The 20,910-nt window shown below is 67.4% G+C and carries 20 protein-coding genes; 3 read left to right on the forward strand and 17 right to left on the reverse strand.

The window, feature by feature from the left end; genetic code table 11:
- Positions 1 to 9 precede the first annotated feature (9 nt).
- The 14 genes from C8D03_RS21390 to C8D03_RS21455 form a co-directional block, all read right to left on the reverse strand.
- Positions 10 to 687, reverse strand: a complete 678-nt coding sequence (locus tag C8D03_RS21390) for an EthD family reductase (protein ID WP_108049490.1) — start codon at positions 685 to 687, stop codon at positions 10 to 12.
- A gap of 3 nt (positions 688 to 690) precedes the next feature.
- Positions 691 to 1,881 (reverse strand): NADH:flavin oxidoreductase/NADH oxidase, encoded by a 1,191-nt coding sequence (locus C8D03_RS21395; protein ID WP_108049491.1) that lies wholly within the window; start codon positions 1,879 to 1,881, stop codon positions 691 to 693.
- 2 nt (positions 1,882 to 1,883) lie between these two features.
- A complete protein-coding gene (locus tag C8D03_RS21400; protein WP_108049493.1) occupies positions 1,884 to 3,056 on the reverse strand; it encodes an acyl-CoA dehydrogenase family protein in 1,173 nt (390 codons plus the stop codon).
- Positions 3,053 to 4,306, reverse strand: coding sequence for a dihydrolipoamide acetyltransferase family protein (locus C8D03_RS21405; protein WP_108049495.1), 1,254 nt, complete (start codon positions 4,304 to 4,306; stop codon positions 3,053 to 3,055). Before C8D03_RS21405 ends, C8D03_RS21400 begins: the two co-directional genes overlap by 4 nt.
- 1 nt (position 4,307) lies before the next feature.
- Positions 4,308 to 5,108 (reverse strand): enoyl-CoA hydratase/isomerase family protein, encoded by an 801-nt coding sequence (locus C8D03_RS21410; protein ID WP_108049497.1) that lies wholly within the window; start codon positions 5,106 to 5,108, stop codon positions 4,308 to 4,310.
- A gap of 10 nt (positions 5,109 to 5,118) precedes the next feature.
- Positions 5,119 to 6,093, reverse strand: a complete 975-nt coding sequence (locus C8D03_RS21415) for an alpha-ketoacid dehydrogenase subunit beta (protein WP_108049499.1) — start codon at positions 6,091 to 6,093, stop codon at positions 5,119 to 5,121.
- Positions 6,093 to 7,118, reverse strand: coding sequence for a thiamine pyrophosphate-dependent dehydrogenase E1 component subunit alpha (locus C8D03_RS21420; RefSeq protein WP_108049501.1), 1,026 nt, complete (start codon positions 7,116 to 7,118; stop codon positions 6,093 to 6,095). Before C8D03_RS21420 ends, C8D03_RS21415 begins: the two co-directional genes overlap by 1 nt.
- A 111-nt stretch (positions 7,119 to 7,229) precedes the next feature.
- Positions 7,230 to 8,588: an MmgE/PrpD family protein gene (locus tag C8D03_RS21425; RefSeq protein WP_108049503.1), complete on the reverse strand. Its 1,359-nt coding sequence runs from the start codon at positions 8,586 to 8,588 to the stop codon at positions 7,230 to 7,232.
- A 35-nt stretch (positions 8,589 to 8,623) separates the two neighbouring features.
- Positions 8,624 to 9,355, reverse strand: a complete 732-nt coding sequence (locus C8D03_RS21430; RefSeq protein ID WP_108049505.1) for an ABC transporter ATP-binding protein — start codon at positions 9,353 to 9,355, stop codon at positions 8,624 to 8,626.
- Complete coding sequence (locus C8D03_RS21435) at positions 9,352 to 10,104, reverse strand: ABC transporter ATP-binding protein (protein ID WP_108049507.1); 753 nt, start codon at positions 10,102 to 10,104, stop codon at positions 9,352 to 9,354. Before C8D03_RS21435 ends, C8D03_RS21430 begins: the two co-directional genes overlap by 4 nt.
- On the reverse strand, positions 10,097 to 10,885 hold the full coding sequence (locus C8D03_RS21440) for an SDR family NAD(P)-dependent oxidoreductase (RefSeq protein WP_108049509.1): 789 nt from the start codon (positions 10,883 to 10,885) through the stop codon (positions 10,097 to 10,099). The genes C8D03_RS21435 and C8D03_RS21440 overlap by 8 nt, the downstream gene beginning before the upstream one ends.
- A complete protein-coding gene (locus tag C8D03_RS21445; RefSeq protein WP_108049511.1) occupies positions 10,882 to 11,910 on the reverse strand; it encodes a branched-chain amino acid ABC transporter permease in 1,029 nt (342 codons plus the stop codon). The genes C8D03_RS21440 and C8D03_RS21445 overlap by 4 nt, the downstream gene beginning before the upstream one ends.
- Position 11,911: 1 nt before the next feature.
- The gene (locus tag C8D03_RS21450; RefSeq protein WP_108049512.1) at positions 11,912 to 12,814 is read right to left on the reverse strand and encodes a branched-chain amino acid ABC transporter permease; all 903 of its coding nucleotides are present in this window, start codon (positions 12,812 to 12,814) and stop codon (positions 11,912 to 11,914) included.
- Positions 12,815 to 12,913: 99 nt separating this feature from the next.
- Positions 12,914 to 14,149 (reverse strand): ABC transporter substrate-binding protein, encoded by a 1,236-nt coding sequence (locus tag C8D03_RS21455; RefSeq protein ID WP_465246480.1) that lies wholly within the window; start codon positions 14,147 to 14,149, stop codon positions 12,914 to 12,916.
- A 247-nt stretch (positions 14,150 to 14,396) separates the two neighbouring features.
- Between C8D03_RS21455 and C8D03_RS21460 the strand changes: the two genes are divergently transcribed.
- Positions 14,397 to 15,887, forward strand: a complete 1,491-nt coding sequence (locus C8D03_RS21460; protein ID WP_108049516.1) for an AMP-binding protein — start codon at positions 14,397 to 14,399, stop codon at positions 15,885 to 15,887.
- A 36-nt stretch (positions 15,888 to 15,923) separates the two neighbouring features.
- Positions 15,924 to 16,580, forward strand: a complete 657-nt coding sequence (locus C8D03_RS21465; protein ID WP_108049518.1) for a TetR/AcrR family transcriptional regulator — start codon at positions 15,924 to 15,926, stop codon at positions 16,578 to 16,580.
- A 164-nt stretch (positions 16,581 to 16,744) separates the two neighbouring features.
- Here C8D03_RS21465 and C8D03_RS21470 read toward each other — a convergent pair whose 3' ends face one another.
- The 3 genes from C8D03_RS21470 to C8D03_RS21480 form a co-directional block, all read right to left on the reverse strand.
- Positions 16,745 to 17,545: a hypothetical protein gene (locus C8D03_RS21470; protein ID WP_146170253.1), complete on the reverse strand. Its 801-nt coding sequence runs from the start codon at positions 17,543 to 17,545 to the stop codon at positions 16,745 to 16,747.
- Positions 17,546 to 17,736: 191 nt separating this feature from the next.
- Complete coding sequence (locus C8D03_RS21475) at positions 17,737 to 19,047, reverse strand: ATP-binding protein (RefSeq protein WP_146170254.1); 1,311 nt, start codon at positions 19,045 to 19,047, stop codon at positions 17,737 to 17,739.
- Between the two features lie 81 nt (positions 19,048 to 19,128).
- Entirely contained in the window at positions 19,129 to 19,800 is a 672-nt protein-coding gene (locus C8D03_RS21480) for a response regulator transcription factor (RefSeq protein WP_181301158.1), read from the reverse strand.
- Between the two features lie 175 nt (positions 19,801 to 19,975).
- Between C8D03_RS21480 and C8D03_RS21485 the strand changes: the two genes are divergently transcribed.
- Positions 19,976 to 20,812 (forward strand): MipA/OmpV family protein, encoded by an 837-nt coding sequence (locus C8D03_RS21485; RefSeq protein WP_108049531.1) that lies wholly within the window; start codon positions 19,976 to 19,978, stop codon positions 20,810 to 20,812.
- The last annotated feature ends 98 nt before the right edge of the window (positions 20,813 to 20,910 follow it).

Raw genomic sequence — 20,910 nt, forward strand, 5'->3', positions numbered from 1 at the left:
ATCCCTGCCTCAGCCGCCGGAGCGGGCGAAAAAGACCTCGCGCGTGATGATGATCGGCAGATGGCCGTCCGGCAGGAAATGGGGCTCGTCGGCGCGGGTCGCGGCGTATTCCGGCGTCAGCGTGCCGGCCTTCATGTCGGCCGTGGAGTCGAACCAGGTGACCGCCAGCCCGTCGAAGGGCGGTTCGCCCGCCTCATATTGTGACAGGGCGAGATGGTTTTGCTCATAGCGCCGCAGGACGGGTATCGTCGAAGCGAGCGGCCCGTGGATGCCGTGCCAGTAGTCCCTGAACGGCCCCAATGCCATGCCGGGCCTGCGATTGACGAATTCGATGTTCTTGACGGCGGGCTCCGGCACCGGGCCGTCCTTGATGACATGAACATCGACGGACATCCGCACGAGGCGCGACGGCTCGATCAGCGGACGCAGATCGGCCCCGACCACGCGCGCCGCGTCGCTGGCTGCGTAGGCGGCACTGGCCGCGTCATCGTCGAACCAGGCCTCGCTGATGCCGTCGAACAGCAGTTCGCCGCGGGCATAGCCTTTTTCCAGCGCGTGCGACTGGACATAGCGGCGGACGCCCGGCGCGAGCGCCGCGACCGGCCCATGGGCCTCGGCCCAGCGGCCCTGAAACTCCCGCACCGACAGGCCGGGCGCGCGCTTCAGCAGGGTGATGATCTTGCGCATCGTTCACTCCGACGCCTTTGGACGGTCCAGCCGCGCACGGCGCTGGAGCCACCAGCCGAAAGCCTGTGGCCAGGCGTTCCAGCCCGCCTCTCCGGCCAGGGCGACCGTCGCCCTGGCGGCCCAGTTCGGGTCGAACAGCATCTCCCGGCCGAGCGCGATGAGATCGGCCGAGCCGGCCTGCAGAATGGCCTCCGCCTGTCCCGGGTCGCGGATCAGGCCGACGGCCATCGTGGCGATGCCGGCTTCGGCGCGGACGCCGCTGGCGAAGGGAACTTGAAAGCCGGGCGTGCGGGCGGGCAGGCTCCGCTCGCGCGGCACGCGCATGCCGCCGGTGGAGCAGTCGACCAGATCTATCCCGATTTGCTTCAGCGCCCGGGCGAAGCCAACGGAATCGGCGAGGCTCCAGCCGAGGTCGACGCCGTCGATCGCGGAGATGCGCACGAACATCGGTCTCGCGGCCGGCCAGGCCTGACGCAGGGCCTGTGCGACCCGCAGCGGAAAGCGCATCCGGTTCTCGAGGGAGCCGCCATAGTCGTCCTCCCTCCTGTTGCCGAGCGGGGAGAGGAAGCCATGGAGCAGGTAGCCATGGGCGCAATGCAGTTCCAGCACGTCGAAGCCGGCCGCCTCGGCGCGCCGCGCGGCGGCGCAATACGCCGCGATCAGCCCGGCCATGCCGGCCTCGTCGAGCGCGGTCGGCGTCTGGAAGCCGGAATCGAAAGCCTCGCTAGTGGCCGCGACCAGCGGCCAGGGCTTTTCGCCACGCGCGGCGAGATCCGCTTCGCCGAGTGGGCCGCCACCATGCCAGGGCCGCTGGCCGGCCCCTTTCGCCCCGCTGTGGCAGAGCTGGATGCCGGCCGCCGCGCCGTGCTCATGCAGAAAATCGATTAGGCGCCGGAAGGGGGCGATCTGCGCGTCCTGCCAGAGGCCGAGGCAGCCTGGCGTGATCCGGCCCTTTTCGCTGACCGCCGTCGCCTCGGTCATCACCAAGCCCGCACCGCCCAGCGCGAAGCGGCCGAGATGGACGAGATGGAAGTCGCTCGCCATCCCGTCCACGGCGCTGTAGGTCGCCATCGGCGAGACCACGATGCGATTCCTCAGCGCCAGCCCGCGCAGCATCAGGGGCCGCAGCAGGAGGGGCAGCGCCGGTTCCGTCCCGGGGGGCGGGTTCAGCAGGGCCTGGCTCGACTCGGCCATCGTCAATAGGACCGCGGCAGGCCGAGATCGTGCTGGGCGACGTAGTTCAGGATCATCTCCTCGGAGACGGGCGCGACCCTGAACAGGCGGGCATCGCGCCACAGCCGCTCGACATGGTATTCCTTGGCGTAGCCCATGCCGCCGAGCGTCTGGATGGCGCGGTCGGTGGCGAGGCCGGCGGCGTGACCCGCGAGATATTTGGCCATGTTGGCCTCGGAGCCGTAGGGCTTGCCCTGGTCGTAGAGCGTGGCGGCCTTGTGGTTCATCAGCCGGGCGCATTCGAGCTGGATCTGCGCCTCCGCGAGCGGGAACTGGATGCTCTGATAGGAGCCGATCGGCGCGTTGTTGAAGATCTTGCGCTCGCGGGCGTAGCCGACAGCGAGCCTGATCGCGAGTTCGGCGGTCGCGACGAGGCCCGCCGTGGTGACGATGCGCTCGGTGTTCAGCACGTCCAGCAGTTCGCGGAAGCCGCCATCGAGCGTGCCGACGAGTTCGTGCGGTTCGACCCGGACATCCTCGAAGAAGACGGAGCTCGACGGCAGCGTGTTGGTGCCGACCTTGTCGATCGCCTGATGGCTCAGCCCGTCGCGGGCGACGTCGATGAGGAAGAGGCTGATGCCGTCGGTCTTGCGGCCGACCTCCTCGAGCTTCTTCGTCCGGGCGACGACGAGCATCTTCGTCGCCTGCGGGACCGCCGTGATCCAGATCTTCTGTCCGTTGATCCGCCAGCCATTGCCATCGGTCCTGGCGAAGGTCTTCATTGCCAGCGTGTTGGTTCCCGCGTCGGGCTCCGTCAGCGCCATGGCGAACATCGCCTTGCCGGCGACGAGGTCCGGCAGCAATTCGCGTTTCATCGCCTCGGTGCCGAAGGTGCTGATGGTGACGCCGCCGAAGACCGGATTGCACATGAACATCTGGCTCAGCGTCGAGCCGCCGCCGGCGGCGCAGAGCGCCTCGATCGCCATGGCGACCTCGGTCATGCCGAGGCCGGCGCCGCCGTACTCCTCCGGAATCGCGATGCCGCAGAGGCCGGCATCGCAGATCTCCTGCCAGATCGCGGCCGGGAAGGCCTTGCGGGCATCGAGGTCGCGCCAGTAGTCGAGGCCGAACTTTTCGCCGACGCGGCGCGCCGTATCGGCGAGCATGGTCTGCTCGTCGCTGCGGTCGAAATTCATGTCGGTCTCCCTTCGGTCGCGGGCTGGCGCAGCAGCGGCAACGGGTGTTCGAGCGTCTTGACGACGAGGTCGAGGAACTGGGCGGCGCGCACGCCGTCGATGACGCGATGGTCGCAGGACAGGACGAGCCCGAGTTCCTGCCGCAGTTGCGGCCGGCCCTGCGCATCGGGCCGGAAGACCGGCTTGGTGGCGGCCACGCCCAGGATCGCGGATTGTCCGGGGTTGATGATCGAGACGAGATGGGATGCGCCATACATGCCGATATTGGACACGCTGATGGCGCCGCCCTCGCAATCGGCTGCCGTCAGCCGGCCGTCGCGTGCCTTGGCGACGATGTCGGCGCAGGCGCCTGCGACCGCATCCAGGTGATGCGCGCCCGCGTCGCGCAGGACCGGGACCATCAGGCCGCGGGGGCCGTCCACCGCCAGCCCGACATCGCTGCCGTCCAGCGTGACGATGTCGCCCTCGTCCCAGACCGCGTTGAGCTGCGGCAGGGCGACGAGCGCGCGTCCGACCGCGGCCATGATGATATGGGTGATGCTGAGGCGCAGCCGGCCCCCCGAGGCGTTCAGCTCCTCGCGCATGGCAAGGAGGCCGGTGATGTCGGCCTCGGCCAGCACATAGAAATGCGGAATCGTCTGCTTGGCCTGCGAGAGCCGGCGCGCCACGACCTGCTCGACCGGCGTGGCTGGGCGACGCCGGCCGCCGGCAACCCGGACCGGGGAGCGGGCAGGCGCGGGGCCGGGGGCGGGCGCGGCGGCCAGTGCCGCCTCGACATCCTTGAGCTTGATGCGGCCCTGCGGCCCCGAACCGGAAAGCCGGTCGAGCGCGATTCCGCTCTGCCGGGCGACACGGCGGGCCAGGGGGGTCGCGACGATGCGTGCCCCCGCATCGGCCCCGGCGGGCAAGGCCTGCCGGGGCACGACAGCGGCGGGAGGCCGTGGTGTCGGCGCTTCGGCGGCGGGGGTTGAATCCGGCCCTGTGCCCGAGCCGGCAAGCGCGGCGTCTCCATCCGCCCAGGTCGCGAGCGCGGCTCCGACCTGCACCGTCTCGCCCTCGGCGACGAGGATTTCGCCGATGCGGCCGGCATGCTGGGCCTCGATCTCGGTCGCGATCTTCTCGGTCTCGATGATGAAGAGCACGTCGCCGGTCGCGACCGCGTCGCCCGGACCGACCCGCCACGAGGCGAGCAGGCCCTCGGTCATGGTCAGACCGAGCTTGGGCATGACGATCGCTGCGGGCCCGGCCATCTCAGGCGCCCTTGAACTGCGCGGGGCGCTTCTGAAGGAAGGCCTGGCAGCCCTCATGCGCATCCTGCGTATCGAGCACGAGGCCGATCATCGCCTGCTCGTGGCGCAGTGAGGCCGGCAGCGGCATGTCGAGGCCGTCGCTCATTGTCCGTTTGAGCAGCTTCAGCACCAGTGGCGATTTGGATGCGATCGTTTCGGCCAAGGCGAGCGCCTGCGGCAGTGCTTCGGCGTCGGGCACGACACGGTTGATCAGGCCGAGCTTTTCGGCTTCCGTCGCGTCGATCCGCGCGCCGGTGAACATCAGCTCCTTGGCCTTGCAGAGCGGGATCTGGCGGATCAGGCGTTGCGAACCGCCGGCGCCCGGGAAGAGGCCGAGATTGATCTCCGGCAGGCCGAATTTGGCCGACGCCGCCGCGATGCGGATGTCGATGCAGAGCAACAGTTCGGTGCCGCCGCCCAGTGCCCAGCCGTTCACGGCCGCGATGGTCGGCTTGTCCAGCGTCTCGATCCGGCGAAAGACCGCGTGCAGCCGCTCGCCGAGTTCGAGGTAGTGCGGCAGGCCCTGCCGGCTGTCGAGATCGGCGATGTCCCCGCCCGCGACGAAGGCGCGCTCGCCTGCGCCGGTGAAGACGACGACCCGCACCGCCTCATCCGACGCCGCGCGTGCCACCGCTTCGTCCAGGGCAGCCAGTGTTGCCATGTCGAGCGCGTTGAGGGTCGCGGGGCGGTTGATCGTGATCAGCGCCACGGCGTTGCGGCGTTCGTAGAGGATGGCGTCCGATTTTTCGGCTGTTCCAGACATGACGGTTCCTTCAGGCCAGCGTACGGCGCACGGCGGCGGCGACGCGCTCCGGGGAGGGGAGGTAGGCCGTCTCCAGCCCCTTGGAGAACGGCACCGGCATGAACGGCGCGGCGACGCGCAGGATCGGGCCATCGAGCTCGTCGAAGCCGATATCGGCCATGCGGGCGACGATCTCCGCGCCGACGCCGAAAGCCTCGACGGCTTCGTGCACGACGACGAGATGGTGCGTGCGCGAGAGCGAGGCGAGCACGGTCTCTTCATCCCAGGGCTGGATGCTGCGCAGATCGACGACCTCGGCCTCAATGCCTTCCCCGGCGAGCTGCGTCGCAGCCGTCAGCGCGGTGTGGACCGCCGCGCCATAGGCGACGATCGAGACGTCGCGGCCGTGGCGCAGGATGCCTGCCTGTCCGAGCGGGATCACCGGCAGGTCGTCGGGCACCTCGCCCTTCATCGCGTAGAGCGCCTTGTGCTCGATGAAGACGACCGGGTCGGGGTCGGCGATCGCGGCGCGCAGCAGGCCATAGGCGCTGGCGGGGTCCGAGGGGCAGACCACCTTCAGCCCCGGGACATGCGCGAACCAGGCCTCGAGGCATTGCGAATGCTGCGGGCCGGCGCCGAGGCCGCCGCCATGGGGCGTGCGCAGCACCATCGGCACGGAACGCTGGCCGCCGAACATGAAGCGGGCCTTGGCCGCCTGGTTCACCAGTGCGTCCATCACCAGCGTGGTGAAGTCCATGAACATGATCTCGGCCACCGGCCGCAGGCCACTCAAGGCGGCGCCGACGGCTGCACCCGCGAGCGCGGCTTCCGAAATCGGCGTGTCGATCACCCGCTCGGCCCCGAAGCGCTCGCGCAGGCCACGGCTGGCGCCGAAAGCGCCGCCGGCCTCCGAGACATCCTCGCCGATCAGGATCACGCTCGGATCGGCCGCCATCGCGTCGGCCAGCGCCTGATTGATCGCCCGCAGATATCGCATCTCGGCCATCAGGCGTCTCCCTGCATGGCTGGTTGCCCGATCCCGGCGCCGGTGTAGACATCCGCCATCGCCGCCTCGAACAGCGGTGCGGGCGCGGCGCGGGCCGCGGCGACCGCAGCCTCGATCCTTGCCGCGATCTCGGTTGCGATGTCTGACAGGGCAGTCTCGCCCACGCCCATTGCCGCGAGCTGGCCGGCGGCAATGCCCAGCGGATCGCGTTCGCTGAGTGCGGCCAATTCGTCCGGATCGCGGTATTTCTGGGCGTCGCCCTCGAAATGCCCGCGGACCCGCGTGGTCTGGCATTCAAGGATGCGCGGCCCCTCGCTTCGCACCTCGGCGACGAGCCGCGCCGCATGCGCCGCGACGACCGCGACGTCGTTGCCATCGATCGCGACATGGGGGATGCCATAGGCGGCGGCGAGCCCCTCCAGCGAGAAGGAGAGCTGCTTCGAGGTCGGCAGGAATTCGCCCCAGCCATTGTTCTCGCAGACGAACAGCAGCGGTAGCTTCCACAGCGCCGCCATGTTCAGGCATTCATGCATCAGCCCTTCGGCCAGCGCGCCGTCCCCGAAGAAGGCGACCGCGATCGCGTCGTTCTTCAGCGTCCTGTGCGCGAGCGCGCTGCCGAGCGCGATCGAGAGCCCGGCCCCGACGATGCCGTTGGCGCCGAGCATGCCGACTGACATGTCAGCGACATGCATCGAGCCGCCGCGGCCACGGCAGAGCCCGGTGTCGCGCGCCAGCAATTCGGCGAAGAAGCCGTCGAGCGAGAGCCCCTTGGCGATGGCGTGGCCATGGCCGCGATGCGTCGAGGCAATGGTGTCCTGCGGCGTCAGCGCCGCCATGACGCCGGCCGAGACGGCCTCCTGCCCGATGCTCAGATGGATGAATCCCGGCACCTCGCCATCGGCGAACATCGTGCTCAGCCGCTCCTCGCAGCGCCGGATCAGCACCAGCGAGCGATAGAGTGCGAGCAGCTCGGCTGCAGCGTTGTGCCCGGTGCTGGGCGCGGCCGGCGTCGTTGGCTCACTCATGAGGCTCTCGATTCCACGCCACGGAACTACCACGATATGAGTTATGAGTCATAATTCATTTTTATGCAAAGAAAGATCGCCGTCTCCGACCGGATTTGAGCGCCCGCCCGGCTAGGCCGCGACGCGGCGCGGCTCGATCGCGGTGAACAGCCCGACGACCTCCTCGATCCTGCCGTTCGGCAGGGCATCGACGACGCGCTCGATCCGCTCGAACAGCCCCGGCTCCAGCCCTTGCTCCGCGCCGGTCCGGGTCAGGAGTTCCCGCAGCGTCGCGCGGTCGAAGGCGTAGTCGGCCGGGGTCATCCGCTGCTCATGGCGATGCGTCGCGCCGTCGGCCGTATCCGCCTCGATGATGGCGCTCAGGACGGGGACGCCGGGATCTGTGACCAGCGTCGTCCTGGCGACCAGTCCGTTCACGCTCCCGTCGTCATAGGTCGTCATGTGCCGCATGCTCGGGACGCCATGGACGAGCGTCGTCGCGATGCAGAACGGGATGCTCATCAGCGTGCCGGAGATCGAGCTGAACGGGCCGGCAGCATCCATGCCGGCATAGCCGGTCTCGTAGGGGTTCATCCGCACCCTCACGGCCGCGATGTCCCGGCCGGCGAGCGCCCGGCGCAGCGCCAGCGCACCGGTCACGGGCGTCTGGTTGAAGGCGCAGACGGGATAGGGCTTGAAGGTGACGCGCAGGATCGACCAGTCCCGCCGGAGGCGGGAGGCGAGACCGGCCGGAGCTTCGGTGCCGGCAAAGCAGCGGACGAAGCCGGCGCGCCCCTCGAAGGCATGAGGCGCGGAGACCGATCCAGCGGCCGCCAGTTCCGCGGCGGCCAGCCCGTTGCGGGCGACGATTCCGACCTGATAGCGCCACTCGTCGGTGCCATCGGCGAAGGGCTGCAGGACGCCGCCGGTGAACGAGACGGCATTGGCGAGGGCGGCTGCGAGACGATCCTCGTTCAGCTCCATCAACCGGCCCGCCGCGGCGGCCGCCGCGACGCAACCATAGACGGCCGAGGAGCGGAAGCCGGCCGGTGTCGTCTGGCCGGCGAAGGCGTTCTCGAACAACCCCCCGGTCTCGTAGCCGGCGACCAGCGCCGGGATCAGCCGCGACAGCGGATAGCCGCGCGCCTCGGTCATCGCCAGCAGCATCGGGATCAGGATGGTGCCGAAATGGGCAGCGCCGCAGGTGTCCTCCTGGGCGCGGCCGTGGAACAGCGCGCTGTTGGCGAGACAGGCCGCACTGACCGTGCTGCGCCGGCCGTCGCCGAACAGCGTCGCTCCGTTTGGGATCTCGCCGTCGAGCGCGATTGCCGCCTTGCGCGCGACCGGGGCGTAAGGGGTGTCGAAGCCGTTGACGGCCATGCCCAGCGCGTTGACGAGGCAGGCGCGCGCCTTGGCCGTCACGTCGGCCGGCAGGTTCTGCGCCTCCAGTCCGGCGACGAAGCGGGCAATGTCCTGGGTCAGTGTCGGCATGGCCGGTCTCCCTGGCTTAGTCTCGATGCGGGACGTCAGAGCGCGAGGTAGCGCTGGCGGACGTCGTCATTGGCCTTGAGGTCCGCGATGGTGCCACGGAAGACGATCTGGCCCTTGTCGATCACGGTCGCGTCGCTGGCGAGGCGGAGGCAGAAATGCATGTTCTGCTCGGCGATCAGGATGGTGACGCCGGTCTTGCGCAGGGTCCGGACCAGTTCGCCGATGCGCTGGACGATGATCGGGGCAAGGCCCTCGCTCGGCTCGTCGAGCAGCAGGACCGAGGGGTTGCCCATCAGCATGCGCGCGATCGCCAGCATCTGCTGCTCTCCACCGGACAGCCGCCCTGCCATGCGCTGGCGCAGTGGCGTCAGCAGTGGGAAGACCTCGTAGATGCGCTCCAGGCTCCACTCGTCGCGGCCGTCGGGGCCAGGCTTTCTGGCGATCAGCAGGTTGTCCTCGACGCTGTGCTCGGGAAACACCTGCCGGTCCTCGGGCACGAAGCCGAGGCCGGCGCGCGCCATCTCGTAGGGCTTCTGCCGTGTCCGGTCCTCCCCGAACAGCCTGACCGCACCGCGCTTGGGCGGAGCAAGGCCGGCGATCGCCTTCATCGTCGTGCTCTTGCCGGCGCCGTTGCGGCCGAGCAGGGCCATGGTCTGGCCTTCCTGGACCGCGAATTCGACGCCGAACAGGATCTGGCTCGCGCCGTAGAAGACGTCGATGCCGGCGACCTCGATGACGGCAGGCCTGACGACGGGATCTGCGCTCATGCCGCGGCCTCGTGCTCGGTGCCGAGATAGGCTTCGATCACGGCGGGGTTGGTGCGGATCTCCTGCGGCGTACCCTCGGCGAGGACACGGCCGTAGCTCAGCACGCGGATCGAGGGGGCGATCCGGAAGACGATGTCCATGTCGTGCTCGATGAAGACGACGGTGATCTTTTGGCGCTCCCAGAGTTCGCGGACCTTCTCGATGACGCGCCAGCGCTCCTCCGGACCCATTCCGGCCGTCGGCTCGTCGAGCAGCAGGACCTTGGGCTCCAGCACCAGCGCAAGCGCGATGTCGAGCAGCTTCTGGTCGCCATGCGACAGGTTCGAGGAGAGCGTGTCGCGCTTGGCGGTGAGCCCGACCATCTCGATGCAATGGGCCGCGTGGGAGCGGGTCGAGGCCAGCGGAAAGCGCGAGCCGAGCCGGCTCGAATGGCCGTGATGGGCCGAGACCGCCGCCAGCATGGTCTCCTCGACGGTCAGCGACGGAAAGATGCTCGCGACCTGAAAGGCCCGGCCGATGCCGCGGCGCACGATCTCGCCGATTCCGAGACCGACGATCGACTGGCCGTCGAGCCTGATATCGCCGCTGTCGGGACGAAAGGCGCCCGAGAGCAGGTTGAAGAAGGTGCTCTTGCCGGCGCCGTTGGGGCCGATGATCGCCGTCAGCGAGCCGGTGACGAAGGTCATGGTGACGTCGTCGGTGGCGCGCACGCCGCCGAAGGACTTCACCAGGTTCGTGATCTCAAGCATGGGGGCCGTTCCCCGGATCTCGGAAGCCGCCATAGGTGTGCCAGGAGGTGCCGGCCATCCAGCCGCAATCGACGGGCACGTCGATGCCGGACAGGGCGGAGGCGTCCGGCGAGGCGACGAAGGCGACGACGCGGGCGATCTCGTCGGGCTCGACGAGGCGGCCCATCGGCACGCTGCCGACGAGGTTGCTGACGTCGCGCTCGCCCTTGTCGATCGCCTCCTGCAGCGCGGGCGTGCGGGTGAAGCCCGGAGACACGGAGTTGACGCGGATTCCGGCCGGGCCCCATTCGGCGGCGAGACAGCGGGTGATCGAGATCACGGCTGCCTTCGCCGGCGCGTAGGCATGCAGCGCCATCGAGCGCGAGCCCGCGATCGAGGCGATGTTGACGATGCTGCCGCTGCGCCGGCCGAGCATCGCCGCGCCGAAGACGACGCAGCCGAGATAGGTACCGCGCTGGTCGATATGGACGACATGGTCCCAGACCGACATCGGCAGTTCGGTCGGCCGCAATGGCGGCTGCAGCACGCCGGCGCTGTTGACGACGATCCCGACCGGGCCGATTTCGGCCTCGATACGGGCGGCGACGGCCTTGAGGCCGGCTTCGTCGCCGACATCGCCGAATAGGGCGTGGCCGGCGATCTCGGCGGCGACGCTCTCGGCCCGCGCCATGTCGCGGTCGAGGACAACGACCTTGTGGCCGCGCTTCGCCAGCTCGCGGCAGCAGGCTGCGCCGATGCCGCTCGCTCCGCCGGTGACGACGGCGATCATCGCCTTGCTCATGTCGCAACCCTTTCCATCTTGTCCGAAGCCTGGATCGTGTTCGTGCCCGCGATCCTGTCGGAGTTTGCCTGGGCACGGGTCCGGCGCGCCTCGCGCCAGTCCATGACGAAGTCGAGCAGTCCCTTCCGCAGGCCGAGCGCGAAGAGCAGGATCACCGTTCCGAGAACGAGGCCGTGATGCTCCGCGACGCGGGTGACGAAGTCGTTGAGCAGGAGCAGCAGAACCGTGCCGACCATGGGGCCGAGGAAGGCCGCCGTGCCGCCGAGCATGACGATGAACACCGCCTCGCCCGACATCGTCCAGAAGGCGAATTCGGGATAGGCCCCCGAGACGAACAGACTCATGATGACGCCGCCCAGACTGGCGAAGACGCCGGCCAGGACGAAGGCGGTCAGGCGCGTGCGGTAGACATCGATGCCGAGGAAGCCGGCGCGCGTCGGGTTGTCGCGCACCATGCGCAGCGTATAGCCGAAGGGCGAGGAGACGATGTGGCGCATCGCCAGCAGGCCCAGCACCAGCAGGGCAGCGCTGAACAGATAGAGCTGCTTCTGGTCGGCGAGGTTGATGCCGAGGAAGGACGGGCGCGGGATGCCGCCGCGCAAGCCCTGATCACCGCCGGTGACCGGCACCCAGGCGATGATCATGCTGTGGACCAGCATCTGGAACGCCAGCGTGACGAAGGCGAAGTAGATTTCCTTGAGCCTGACGCAGATCGCGCCGACCGCCAATGCGACGATCGCCGCGACGACGAGGGTTAGCAGGATCGCGAGCGGGATCGGCATCCCCGTCCGCTGCATGATGATGCCGAAGCTGTAGGCGCCCATCCCGAAGAACAGGCCATGGCCGAAGGAGACCATGCCGCCATAGCCGACCAGCAGGTTCAGCGAGGTCGCGAACAGGCCGAGCGCGGCACAGCGGATCACGAAATCGACCAGGGCGCTGCTCGTCGTCAGCAGCGGCAGCGCGGCCAGGATCAGGAAGGCGACGAGGCCGAACAGGACGTCGCGGAGGGCAGGACGCTTCATCTCAGGCAGCCTCGCGTCCGAACAGGCCCGACGGCTTGACGATCAGCACGATCGCCATGGCGAGGTACATCAAGGCCTCCGTGAAGAGCGGGAAGCCGAGCGCACCGAAGGTCCGGATCAGGCCGATCAGCACTGCCCCGACCAGCGCGCCGAGGATCGAGCCCATGCCGCCGATCACGGTGACGATGAAGCTCTCGATCAGGATCGAGAAGCCCATTCCGGGGGTCAGCGACCGCACCGGGGCGGCGAGTCCGCCCGCCAGCCCCGCCAGCAGGCAGCCGAGCGCGAAGACGCCGGTGAAGAGCAGGCCGGTGTTGATGCCGAGGACCGAGACCATCGCCGGGTTGTGGGCCGCTGCGCGGATCGTCTTGCCGAAGCGCGTCCGGGAGATGGCGAGGCCGAGGATGACCGCGATCACCAGCGCCGCTGCGATCAGGAAGAGATAGAAGGGCGGCACCACCCCGCCCATGATGAAGAGCGGCGGCACCCGGAAGGCGTCCGGCATGCCCATCGACTTGAATTCCGGGCCCCAGACGATGCGGACGAGGTCGTCGAGGATCAGCACGAGCGCGTAACAGACCAGAAGCTGCATCAGGACGTTGCCGCCATAGATGCGCTGCATGAAGAAGCGCTCGACGACGACGCCGAACAGGCAGGCGCCGACGGCGGCGCCGAGCAGCGCCAGCGTGTAGCTGCCGGTCGCCTGGAATACGGTCATCGCGAGATAGGCGCCGATCATGTAGAAGGCGCCATGCGTGAAGTTGACGATCTTCATCACGCCGAAGATGAGCGTAAGCCCGACCGCGACGAGGAACAGCAGCATTCCGATGATGAAGCCGCTGGTCGCCTGCGTGACCATGCAGGAGGTCGAGGACAGGCATTCCGTCAGGGCGTTGAGATCCATCACGCGCTCGTCAACAGAGGGGCGGTCAGGCCGCGCAGGAACGCGGCCTGTCTGGTCTGGAAGGCGCAGCCGGCAGCTGTCGCCGCCGGAGGCGAGGCTTCAGGCGAAGCCCTTGTCCTTCTTCCACTCGGCTTCGAGTTCGAGGATGCGCTGCCACGGAACGCTCTTCATCTCCGGAACATAGGGCTCCTTGGGGATGGTCGTGCCCCAGCCGACGGCATAGCCGATGATGGTCTGGTCCTCGGCGCGCATCGTCACGGTGCCGTCGGCGCCGAGCGGCGAGGCGATCGTCAGGCCGCGCAGGGCGTCGGCCATCTTCTTGCCATCGGCCGAATTGGCCTTCTTCGCAGCCTCTGCCAGGAAGTTGACGACGAGGCCGTTCTGCCAGGCCCAGTTCGTCGGATACTCACCGTATTTGGCGCGATAGGCGTCGCCCCAGGCCGCGTTCTGCGGCGTCGCGGGGAAGGTCTTGATGTAGCGGTTGCCCGAATGGATGCCGGCCGGCAGGTTCTTAACGACCGTCAGCGCCGTGTAGTCGGCCATGTTGACGGCGTAGAACTGCATCTGCGTGAACAGGGCGTAGATCGCGGCCTGGTCGATGAAGGAGGTCAGGTCGCCGCCCCAGAGGCAGGAGTAGAGCGCCTGCGGCTTGGCCTGCAGAAGCTTGGTGATCGATTCGGTATAATCGGGCTGGAAGATCTTCGGCCAGGCTTCGCTGATCACCTCGACCTTCGGGGCGAAGCGCTTCAGATACATCACGAATTCGCCAGTCGTGTCGCGCCCGTAGGCATAATCCGGCGAGCAGGTCGCCCAGCGCGTCAGGTTCTTCGCGGTGGCGATCTCGGCTGCGTAGCTGCCCCCGACGACCGAATCGTGAATACCCTGGCGGGCGCAGCGGAAGGCGTTCGGCAGCCTGAGCTTGGGATCGGCGGTGAGGGAGGAGGTCTCGGAATTGGTGTGGATGCAGAGGATGCCGAGATCGCGTGCGACCTCATGCACGGCGAAGGCGCCGGTCGAGGCCTCGGCGTCGATCAGCATCTCGCAGCCGTCGGAGTTGACCAGCTCGCGGGCGACGCGGGCGGCCTCCTGCGGCTGGCCCTTGGTGTCGCGGATGACCAGTTCGATCGGCCGGCCGGCGAGGCCGCCAGCGGCGTTGACCTTCTCGACCTCCATCTGGGCGGCGTTGCGCGACGAGGTGCCGAGCTGCGCGACGCGCCCCGACAGGATCGTCGGGAAGCCGACCTTGACGACCTTGGCCTGTGCACCGGCGACCCACGGCATCGAAACCGTGCCGGCGGCGACCGCACCCGCGGCGAGGAAACCGCGCCGATTCATCGCGGTCAATGATGGCTTGCTCATGATGCTCTCCCTGCTTCCGCCCTGGCCCTTCCCGTCGTTGCGCGGTGGGCATGGTTTATCGGGCGCGGCTCTCGCTGCCGGCCCTGTTGCGAGCGATAGTCGTGACGACGGGTGGTGACGTCAAGAGAAAAATGAATTACGAGTCATAAACCAGAAAATGACATGACCGGCCGCTGCGAGGGGCTGGCGCCAGGGTGGAAGTCGGGGCAGGCGGCGGACGGGAATGATCAATCTTTCGAGCTTCATCGGGTTTCATGCCGGCCGTACGCCCGAGCGCCTGGCGATCGTCTTCAACGAGACCCGCATCAGCTACGCCACGCTGGCGCGCCGCGTCGCGATCACGGCCGGCTGGCTGACGGAGCGCGGCATCGGGCCCGGTGACGTCGTGGCGGTGCTGATGAAGAACAGCGCTGCCTTCGTCGAGATCGCCATCGCGGTCGGGCATGTCGGGGCGGTGTTCCTGCCGATCAATTTCAGGCTCTCGGCCGACGAGGTGCGCTACATCGTCGAGGATGCGGGCGCGAAGCTCCTGATCGCGGATGAGGAACTCGCGGGCGGCGCTGCGCTGGCAGGGACGGTGCTGCTGCTCGACGCCGCCGCGCAGGCCGACAGCACGCGGGCGGGGCCGTCCGCCACGCCTGCGCCGCGCGTGGTGCGCAAGCCCAGCGACCTGTTCCGGCTGATGTACACCTCCGGCACCACCGACCGGCCGAAGGGGGTGATGCACAGCTACGAGAATTTCTACTGGAAGTGCAGCGACCACATCCTCGCGCTTGGGCTCGGTGCCGAAAACCGCCTGCTCGTCACCGGCCCGCTCTACCATGTCGGCGCCTTCGACCTGCCGGGTCTGGCGGTGCTCTGGATGGGCGGCATGCTCTGCATCATCCGCGACTTCTCCGCGGAGGCCGCGCTCGCCGCGATCGCCCGCGAACAACTGGACAGTGCCTGGCTCGCTCCCGTGATGACGAGCGCCATGCTGGCCGCAGCCCCGGCGAGCGGGCTCGAACTGAGCAGCCTGCGCTGGGTCATCGGTGGTGGAGAGCGGACGCCGGAGGCGCGCATCCGCAGCTTCACGGCGAGCTTCCCGAACGCGCGCTATATCGACGCCTATGGCCTGACCGAGACCTGCAGTGGCGACACATTGATGGAGGCCGGGCGCGAGATCGAGAAGATCGGCTCCGTCGGGCGGGCGCTGGCGCATGTCGAGATCGCGATCCGCGACGAGCAGGGCCGGGCGCTGCCGGCGGGCGAGACCGGCGAGATCTGCCTGCGCGGCCCCAAGATCACCCGCGGCTACTGGAACGACCCGGCCAAGACAGAGGCCGCCTTCCATGGCGACTGGTTCCGCAGCGGCGATATGGGCTATCTCGACAGCGACGGTTTTCTCTTCCTGACCGACCGGCTCAAGGACATGATCATCTCCGGCGGCGAGAACATCGCTTCGTCCGAGGTCGAGCGCGTGATCTTTGAACTGCCGCAGGTGCGGGAAGTCGCGGTCATCGGCGCGCCCGACGAGCGCTGGGGCGAGAAGCCCGTGGCCTTCGTCGTGCTGGAGCCGGGCGCCGAATTGTCGCTGGAGACGCTGACCCGCCATTGCCGGGCGAAGCTCGCCGCCTTCAAAGCCCCGCGCGACATCGTTGTTCGGGAAAGCCTGCCGCGAAACCCGTCCGGCAAGATCCTGAAAAGGCTTCTCCGCGACGAATTTCGGTCTTAGTTCAAGCAGTACACCGACAGCGAGCCCGCAACACGCATGGCCACCAGCATCTCCAAGGCAGCGACCGCCAACCGCCCGGCGAAACTGACGCGCAGCGAGAAGAACGACGACGTCAAACGTCGCCTGTTCGAGGCTGCCGCCAAGATGGTCGGCCGCCATGGCTATGCCGATGCGTCGGTCGCGCGGATCACCGACGCCGCCGGGGTGGCGCAAGGCACCTTCTACAACCATTTCGAGAACCGGCAGGAGCTGCTCGACCAGCTCCTGCCGGTCATTGGCCAGCAGATGGTCGCCTTCATCCGGATGCGGATCGACAAGGCGGATTCGGAGTTCGGCAAGGAGGTGACGCGGTTTCGCGCCTTCTTCGACTTCCTCAAGGAGACGCCGGAATTCCTGCGCATCCTGAACGAAGCCGAGGTCTTCGCCTCGGCAGGATACCAGCGCCATCTCGACAACATCTCGACGGCCTATGTCCGGCTGCTCAAGCAGGCGCGCGGGCCGGGGCGCGTCGGCGATTACAGCGACGAGGAGCTCGAGGTCATCGTGCATGTGCTGATGGGCGCGCGCGGCTATCTCAGCCGCCGCTACGCCTATGGCGAGGACGGGCTGCAGGCGGTGCCGGAGCATGTCTTCTCGGCCTATGAGAAGCTGATCTCGGCGGGCCTCTTCGACAAGGCGAAGCCCGGCGGGTGACCGGCCGGCGGCGGGGCGTGAGGGCGCTCGACGCGCCAGCGCTCGACGCATCAAATCTGACCTCACATGATGCGGTGTCTTGTCGACGGTGTCGAGGTCTTGTGTGCGTCTACGGGGACCAAGCGCGAAACCTCGGCGAATTCGAGCCCTGACGTTTCCGATCGTCAGCCTTCGACGCGACGAACCCGATCGTCCGGCCGGGTTGAGGCCTCGGAGGCACCGGTGTCGGTTGCCGTGTTGGCTGCGGTTGCCGATGGCGCGCCGCTCAACCGCACCATTTTAAGGACGAGCTCGGCGGCCGAGCCCTGGAGAGCTGTCACGAGCGAGCACGTCGTCATACCGGCCGCAATGCCGGCCGCCGCCCGCGACGCCGAAGCGGCGCTGACCCATGCGAGATCGTGCGCGGCAAGCCGGGCCGCGTCGTAGGCTGCGGCCCAGGCCGACGCCCAGCAGTCATCCGATGCCTTGATCCAGCCCGCCCCGTCCACGCGCGATGCTTCCGCATTGGCTTCGTGACTGACCTTGGCCAGCACGGCTCTCATCTCGAACGCCTGAGCGATCTCCGATACTTGCGGCAATTCGTAGAGCAGACGTGCCTGTTCGCGCATGCCCGCAAGATTGAGCCATGCCGGAGCATAGGTTCGCACAAGCCAATCCGCGGCCATGAGCGCGCGCTGCTCCTGGATAAGAGCATTGGCGCTTGTGCGGACAATTTTTGGATACAGGGAATGGAGGATGTCACGCTCCTCCTTCGGCAACCCTTCGTTCCAGGCCAGCAAAAAGGTGCGGATCACCGGGCAGACGCATTTCGATGGATCTGACCATGGCTCAATTCGGTTCGCCGCGAATGGTTCGAGCCCACGAATGTTGTCCTGGGCATTGCCTCGCACGGTGCTGCTCTTCGCCCTGGCAATCCTTCGAGCCCGCTCCACTGTCGACGTTTCATCGCCCATAAGCATGCGCATCGAATTCCCTCTCGTTGGAGGGGGTGTCTGAGCGCTGTATCTTGCGCCTTGCTTACATCTGCCGCGCGGCGCGGCCCGGGCATTTCGCGCAAGCGACAGGCATTTGTTGCTCTCCCTGGAACCGTCTTGTCGCCCTGTGGACAGAGAGCCGCATCGTCACGCGGGGGCACGCAACGATCCCTGCCTGTGCCTCAGGCGCTCGCGCCATCCCGGAAATCCAGCGCAAACGTCACCGTTCCATCGGAGGAGGTGACGTCGACCGAGCCGCCAAAGCGTTTCATGATGGCATCGATGATCGAGAGGCCGAGACCGCTGCCGCTGCTGCGGCGATCCTGCTTCCAGAACCGCTCGAACATCGTCGCCTGCAGCGCTTCCGGAATGGAGCTGCCGGTATTGGCGACCGAGATGCGGGCCTCGTCGACGATGACGCGTATCGCGCTGCCGGGTCTGGAGTGGCGAACGGCATTGTCGATCAGATTGCGCAACGCGATCTCCGCCAATCCCAAATCACCGCGGACGTCCGTCGGCTTCTCGCTGTCGCGATCGAGGGAAATCTCCCGGCCGGAGGCGATGGCCGCCGGCGCCATGTCGGCGACCACTCCGCGTGCCAACGCCATGAGATCGAAGCGACCCCCGGCATCGATCGGTCTGCTGTCGGCTTCGGCCAGCGCGAGAAGCTGTGTCAGCAGGCGAGCGACCTTGTCGAACTGGATGGCCAGGACAGAGCGTGTCTGCGCCGGAACGACAGCCTCGACCTCCGCTCTGAGAGCGGCGATCGGCGTGCGCAGTTCATGCGCGGCGTTGGCGGTAAACTCGCGCTGGAGCCGCCAGGCCGTGTCGAGCCGCGCGAAGAGTTCGTTGAAGGTGCGGACGAGCCCGTCCATCTCGGACGGCACGCGATCGAGCGAGAGACGGCGATCGAGCGTCGCGGCCTCCATTTCGGCTGCCTCGCGAGAGACCCGGCGAATGGGCTTCAGCGTAAGCCTGACGATGATCGGGATGGCGACCAGGGTCAGGATCAGCGGCAGGAGCACCGCGACCACCGACGCCTCGGTCAGGGTGTAGAGCACGTCCGCTTTCGAGATGGCGTTGCCGAGCAATGGCATCGAGACCTGCACCAGGAGACGATCCCGCGCGGGGTACGTCACGACGATGCGCTGGGCGCCGCTCGTATCGGGCAGGATCAACATGACGGAATCGCCGCTGTTGGGATCAAGCCATCTCTCGATGGAGAAACCGAACGGATCGTCGATATCGTAGCGCCTTAGAGTGGCGGGCGAGACCTCGACGCCCCTGAGCCCATAGGATTCCACCACCTGTCCCCGAGAATCGAGCAGCGCGTAGGAAACTGGCTTGCCGGCCTCTGCGGCGAGGTTGCCAAGCTCCAGCGTCGGGCTGCCGTCAACGAACCGGATGCGCTCCGCGAGGCCTTCCGCCTGGACTGTTAGGCTGTTTTCCTGGATTCGGAAGAAGCCGTATTTGGCTTCGCGCGCGAGAACCAAGAAGGTCCCGATCAAGGCCGTCAAAAAAACGAATGCCGTGGCAAGAACGATCCTGGAGCTGAAGGATTTCAATTGCGCCGCCTATGACGTCTTGTCAGCAAGCATGATGTAACCCAGCCCGCGAACCGTCTTGATCGATGGGCGGGCGCCACTGTTCTCCAGCTTGCGCCTGACGCGGTGGACATGCACCTCGACTGCGTTGTCCGTGTAATCCTCGTTGAACGAGTAGATGCTCTCCGCCAACTGCTCCTTCGTCAGCACACGCCCCAGGCAGCGCATGAAACGTTCGACGATAATGCCCTCGGCGCGCGACATGGCGATGCTGTCGCCGTCGACCGACATCATGCGCGAGAGCGGGTCGAAGGTGGTGTTCTCCACGGTCAGTGCCATCGTCGGCGATGCCATCAGCCGCCGCTGCAGCGCCCGCAGCCGCGCGATCAATTCGTCGACCGCAAATGGCTTCACGAGATAGTCGTCGGCTCCGGCATTGAGGCCGTTCACACGGTCGCCCACGGAGCCAAGCGCAGTCAGAAGCAGGACCGGGAGATCGAAACCCAGGCGCCGCGCTTCGGCGAGCGCCGCGAGTCCGCTGCCGTCCGTCAACAGGATGTCGAAGATGGCTGCGTCATAGCGGTGCGATTTCAGCGCGTGCAGTGCGTCGCTGCGACTGTCGACGAGATCGACGACGAAGCCGGCGGCCGTCAGGGAGGCGGCGGTTGCCCGGCCCATGGCCTCGTCATCTTCCGCGAACAAGATCCGCATCCCGAAACCCCCCACTCGCCGGCGCCGATCGCAGTTCGAACATCAAGCTTGCAGCAACCTTGCAGCGCGGGTGCGATGGCAAATTGATCCGCGTAAGGGGCTTGTAAGGTTGGCGGCCGATCAGCGCAGGGCGAGGCAGAGAGCCTTTCGTTGACGGAGATACTGAATGCGAATCCTGGGACCAGCCATCTTTCTGGCAATCATCGCCGGGCCTGCCGCCTCGCTCGCCGCCGACGTGTCCAGGCCCGCTGCGCGGCAGCCGGAACCTCAGCCGCCGGCTCCCCGTTCGCCCTGGAGCGCCTATATCGCGCTCGGCGGCGGGATGATGCCGGAGTTTCCAGGGTCGAAGGACTACAAGTTCATGCCCATCGGGATCGGTCGTCTGGCCTATCACGACTACTACATTGAGGTTGTCGGGCCACGGGCCAAGATCAACGTGATCCCCGGCGGGATGTTCGAGGCCGGTCCGTTGGTGGGATATGATGGCGGGCGCGACAGCGATGTGAAGAATCGCCGCGTCAAGCTTCTTCCCGAGGTGGACAGCTCGGTCGAGTTCGGCGGCTTCGCGAAGGTGAACTTCAAGCAGGTGATGATGCCGACCGACACGCTCTCCTTCGGGGTGGAGTTCGCGAAGGCGTCCGAAGGTCATGAAGGCTACACCGCCAGCCTGAAGACGAGCTACGGCATCCAGATCGCCAAGCCCTTCTTCGTGTCGGTCGACGCCGAGATCGAGTTCGCTGACAAGAAGTACTCGAACGCATATTTCGGGGTGACGCCGGTCGGCGCCGCAGCGAGTGGTTTGCCGACCTATACGGCCTCGGCTGGCCTTACGAAGGCCGAGATCGGCTTGAACGCGCGGTACCTCTTCTCGCCAAACTGGGGAATCACCGGTCGCGTCGCTTATGGCCGACTGCTCGGGGATGCCGCCAAGTCCCCCATCGTCAAGCAGGAGGGGTCGGCGAACCAGTTCAGCACTGTCGTCGGTGTTCTTTATCGGTTTTGACCGTCCTGTGGACGGCAGACCGCCTCTGCCGTCCACAGGCCGTCTTGAATAGCCTCCCGTGACCCCGCCGCCGACCCGGTGCCACCCTCTCGATAAGC

It is taken from the genome of Bosea sp. 124, assembly GCF_003046175.1.
Lineage (GTDB): Bacteria > Pseudomonadota > Alphaproteobacteria > Rhizobiales > Beijerinckiaceae > Allobosea.

Excerpts from the sequence above, each read along its gene's own strand:
- C8D03_RS21410 (WP_108049497.1), bottom strand. The coding sequence starts at position 5,108 with ATGTCTGGAACAGCCGAAAAATCGGACGCCATCCTCTACGAACGCCGC.
- C8D03_RS21435 (WP_108049507.1), bottom strand. The coding sequence starts at position 10,104 with ATGCTTGAGATCACGAACCTGGTGAAGTCCTTCGGCGGCGTGCGCGCC.
- C8D03_RS21390 (WP_108049490.1), bottom strand. The coding sequence starts at position 687 with ATGCGCAAGATCATCACCCTGCTGAAGCGCGCGCCCGGCCTGTCGGTG.
- C8D03_RS21400 (WP_108049493.1), bottom strand. The coding sequence starts at position 3,056 with ATGAATTTCGACCGCAGCGACGAGCAGACCATGCTCGCCGATACGGCG.
- C8D03_RS21405 (WP_108049495.1), bottom strand. The coding sequence starts at position 4,306 with ATGGCCGGGCCCGCAGCGATCGTCATGCCCAAGCTCGGTCTGACCATG.
- C8D03_RS21420 (WP_108049501.1), bottom strand. The coding sequence starts at position 7,118 with ATGAGTGAGCCAACGACGCCGGCCGCGCCCAGCACCGGGCACAACGCT.
- C8D03_RS21425 (WP_108049503.1), bottom strand. The coding sequence starts at position 8,588 with ATGCCGACACTGACCCAGGACATTGCCCGCTTCGTCGCCGGACTGGAG.
- C8D03_RS21460 (WP_108049516.1), top strand. The coding sequence starts at position 14,397 with ATGATCAATCTTTCGAGCTTCATCGGGTTTCATGCCGGCCGTACGCCC.
- C8D03_RS21440 (WP_108049509.1), bottom strand. The coding sequence starts at position 10,885 with ATGAGCAAGGCGATGATCGCCGTCGTCACCGGCGGAGCGAGCGGCATC.
- C8D03_RS21450 (WP_108049512.1), bottom strand. The coding sequence starts at position 12,814 with ATGGATCTCAACGCCCTGACGGAATGCCTGTCCTCGACCTCCTGCATG.
- C8D03_RS21430 (WP_108049505.1), bottom strand. The coding sequence starts at position 9,355 with ATGAGCGCAGATCCCGTCGTCAGGCCTGCCGTCATCGAGGTCGCCGGC.
- C8D03_RS21395 (WP_108049491.1), bottom strand. The coding sequence starts at position 1,881 with ATGGCCGAGTCGAGCCAGGCCCTGCTGAACCCGCCCCCCGGGACGGAA.
- C8D03_RS21485 (WP_108049531.1), top strand. The coding sequence starts at position 19,976 with ATGCGAATCCTGGGACCAGCCATCTTTCTGGCAATCATCGCCGGGCCT.
- C8D03_RS21465 (WP_108049518.1), top strand. The coding sequence starts at position 15,924 with ATGGCCACCAGCATCTCCAAGGCAGCGACCGCCAACCGCCCGGCGAAA.
- C8D03_RS21470 (WP_146170253.1), bottom strand. The coding sequence starts at position 17,545 with ATGCGCATGCTTATGGGCGATGAAACGTCGACAGTGGAGCGGGCTCGA.
- C8D03_RS21445 (WP_108049511.1), bottom strand. The coding sequence starts at position 11,910 with ATGAAGCGTCCTGCCCTCCGCGACGTCCTGTTCGGCCTCGTCGCCTTC.
- C8D03_RS21455 (WP_465246480.1), bottom strand. The coding sequence starts at position 14,149 with ATGAATCGGCGCGGTTTCCTCGCCGCGGGTGCGGTCGCCGCCGGCACG.
- C8D03_RS21415 (WP_108049499.1), bottom strand. The coding sequence starts at position 6,093 with ATGGCCGAGATGCGATATCTGCGGGCGATCAATCAGGCGCTGGCCGAC.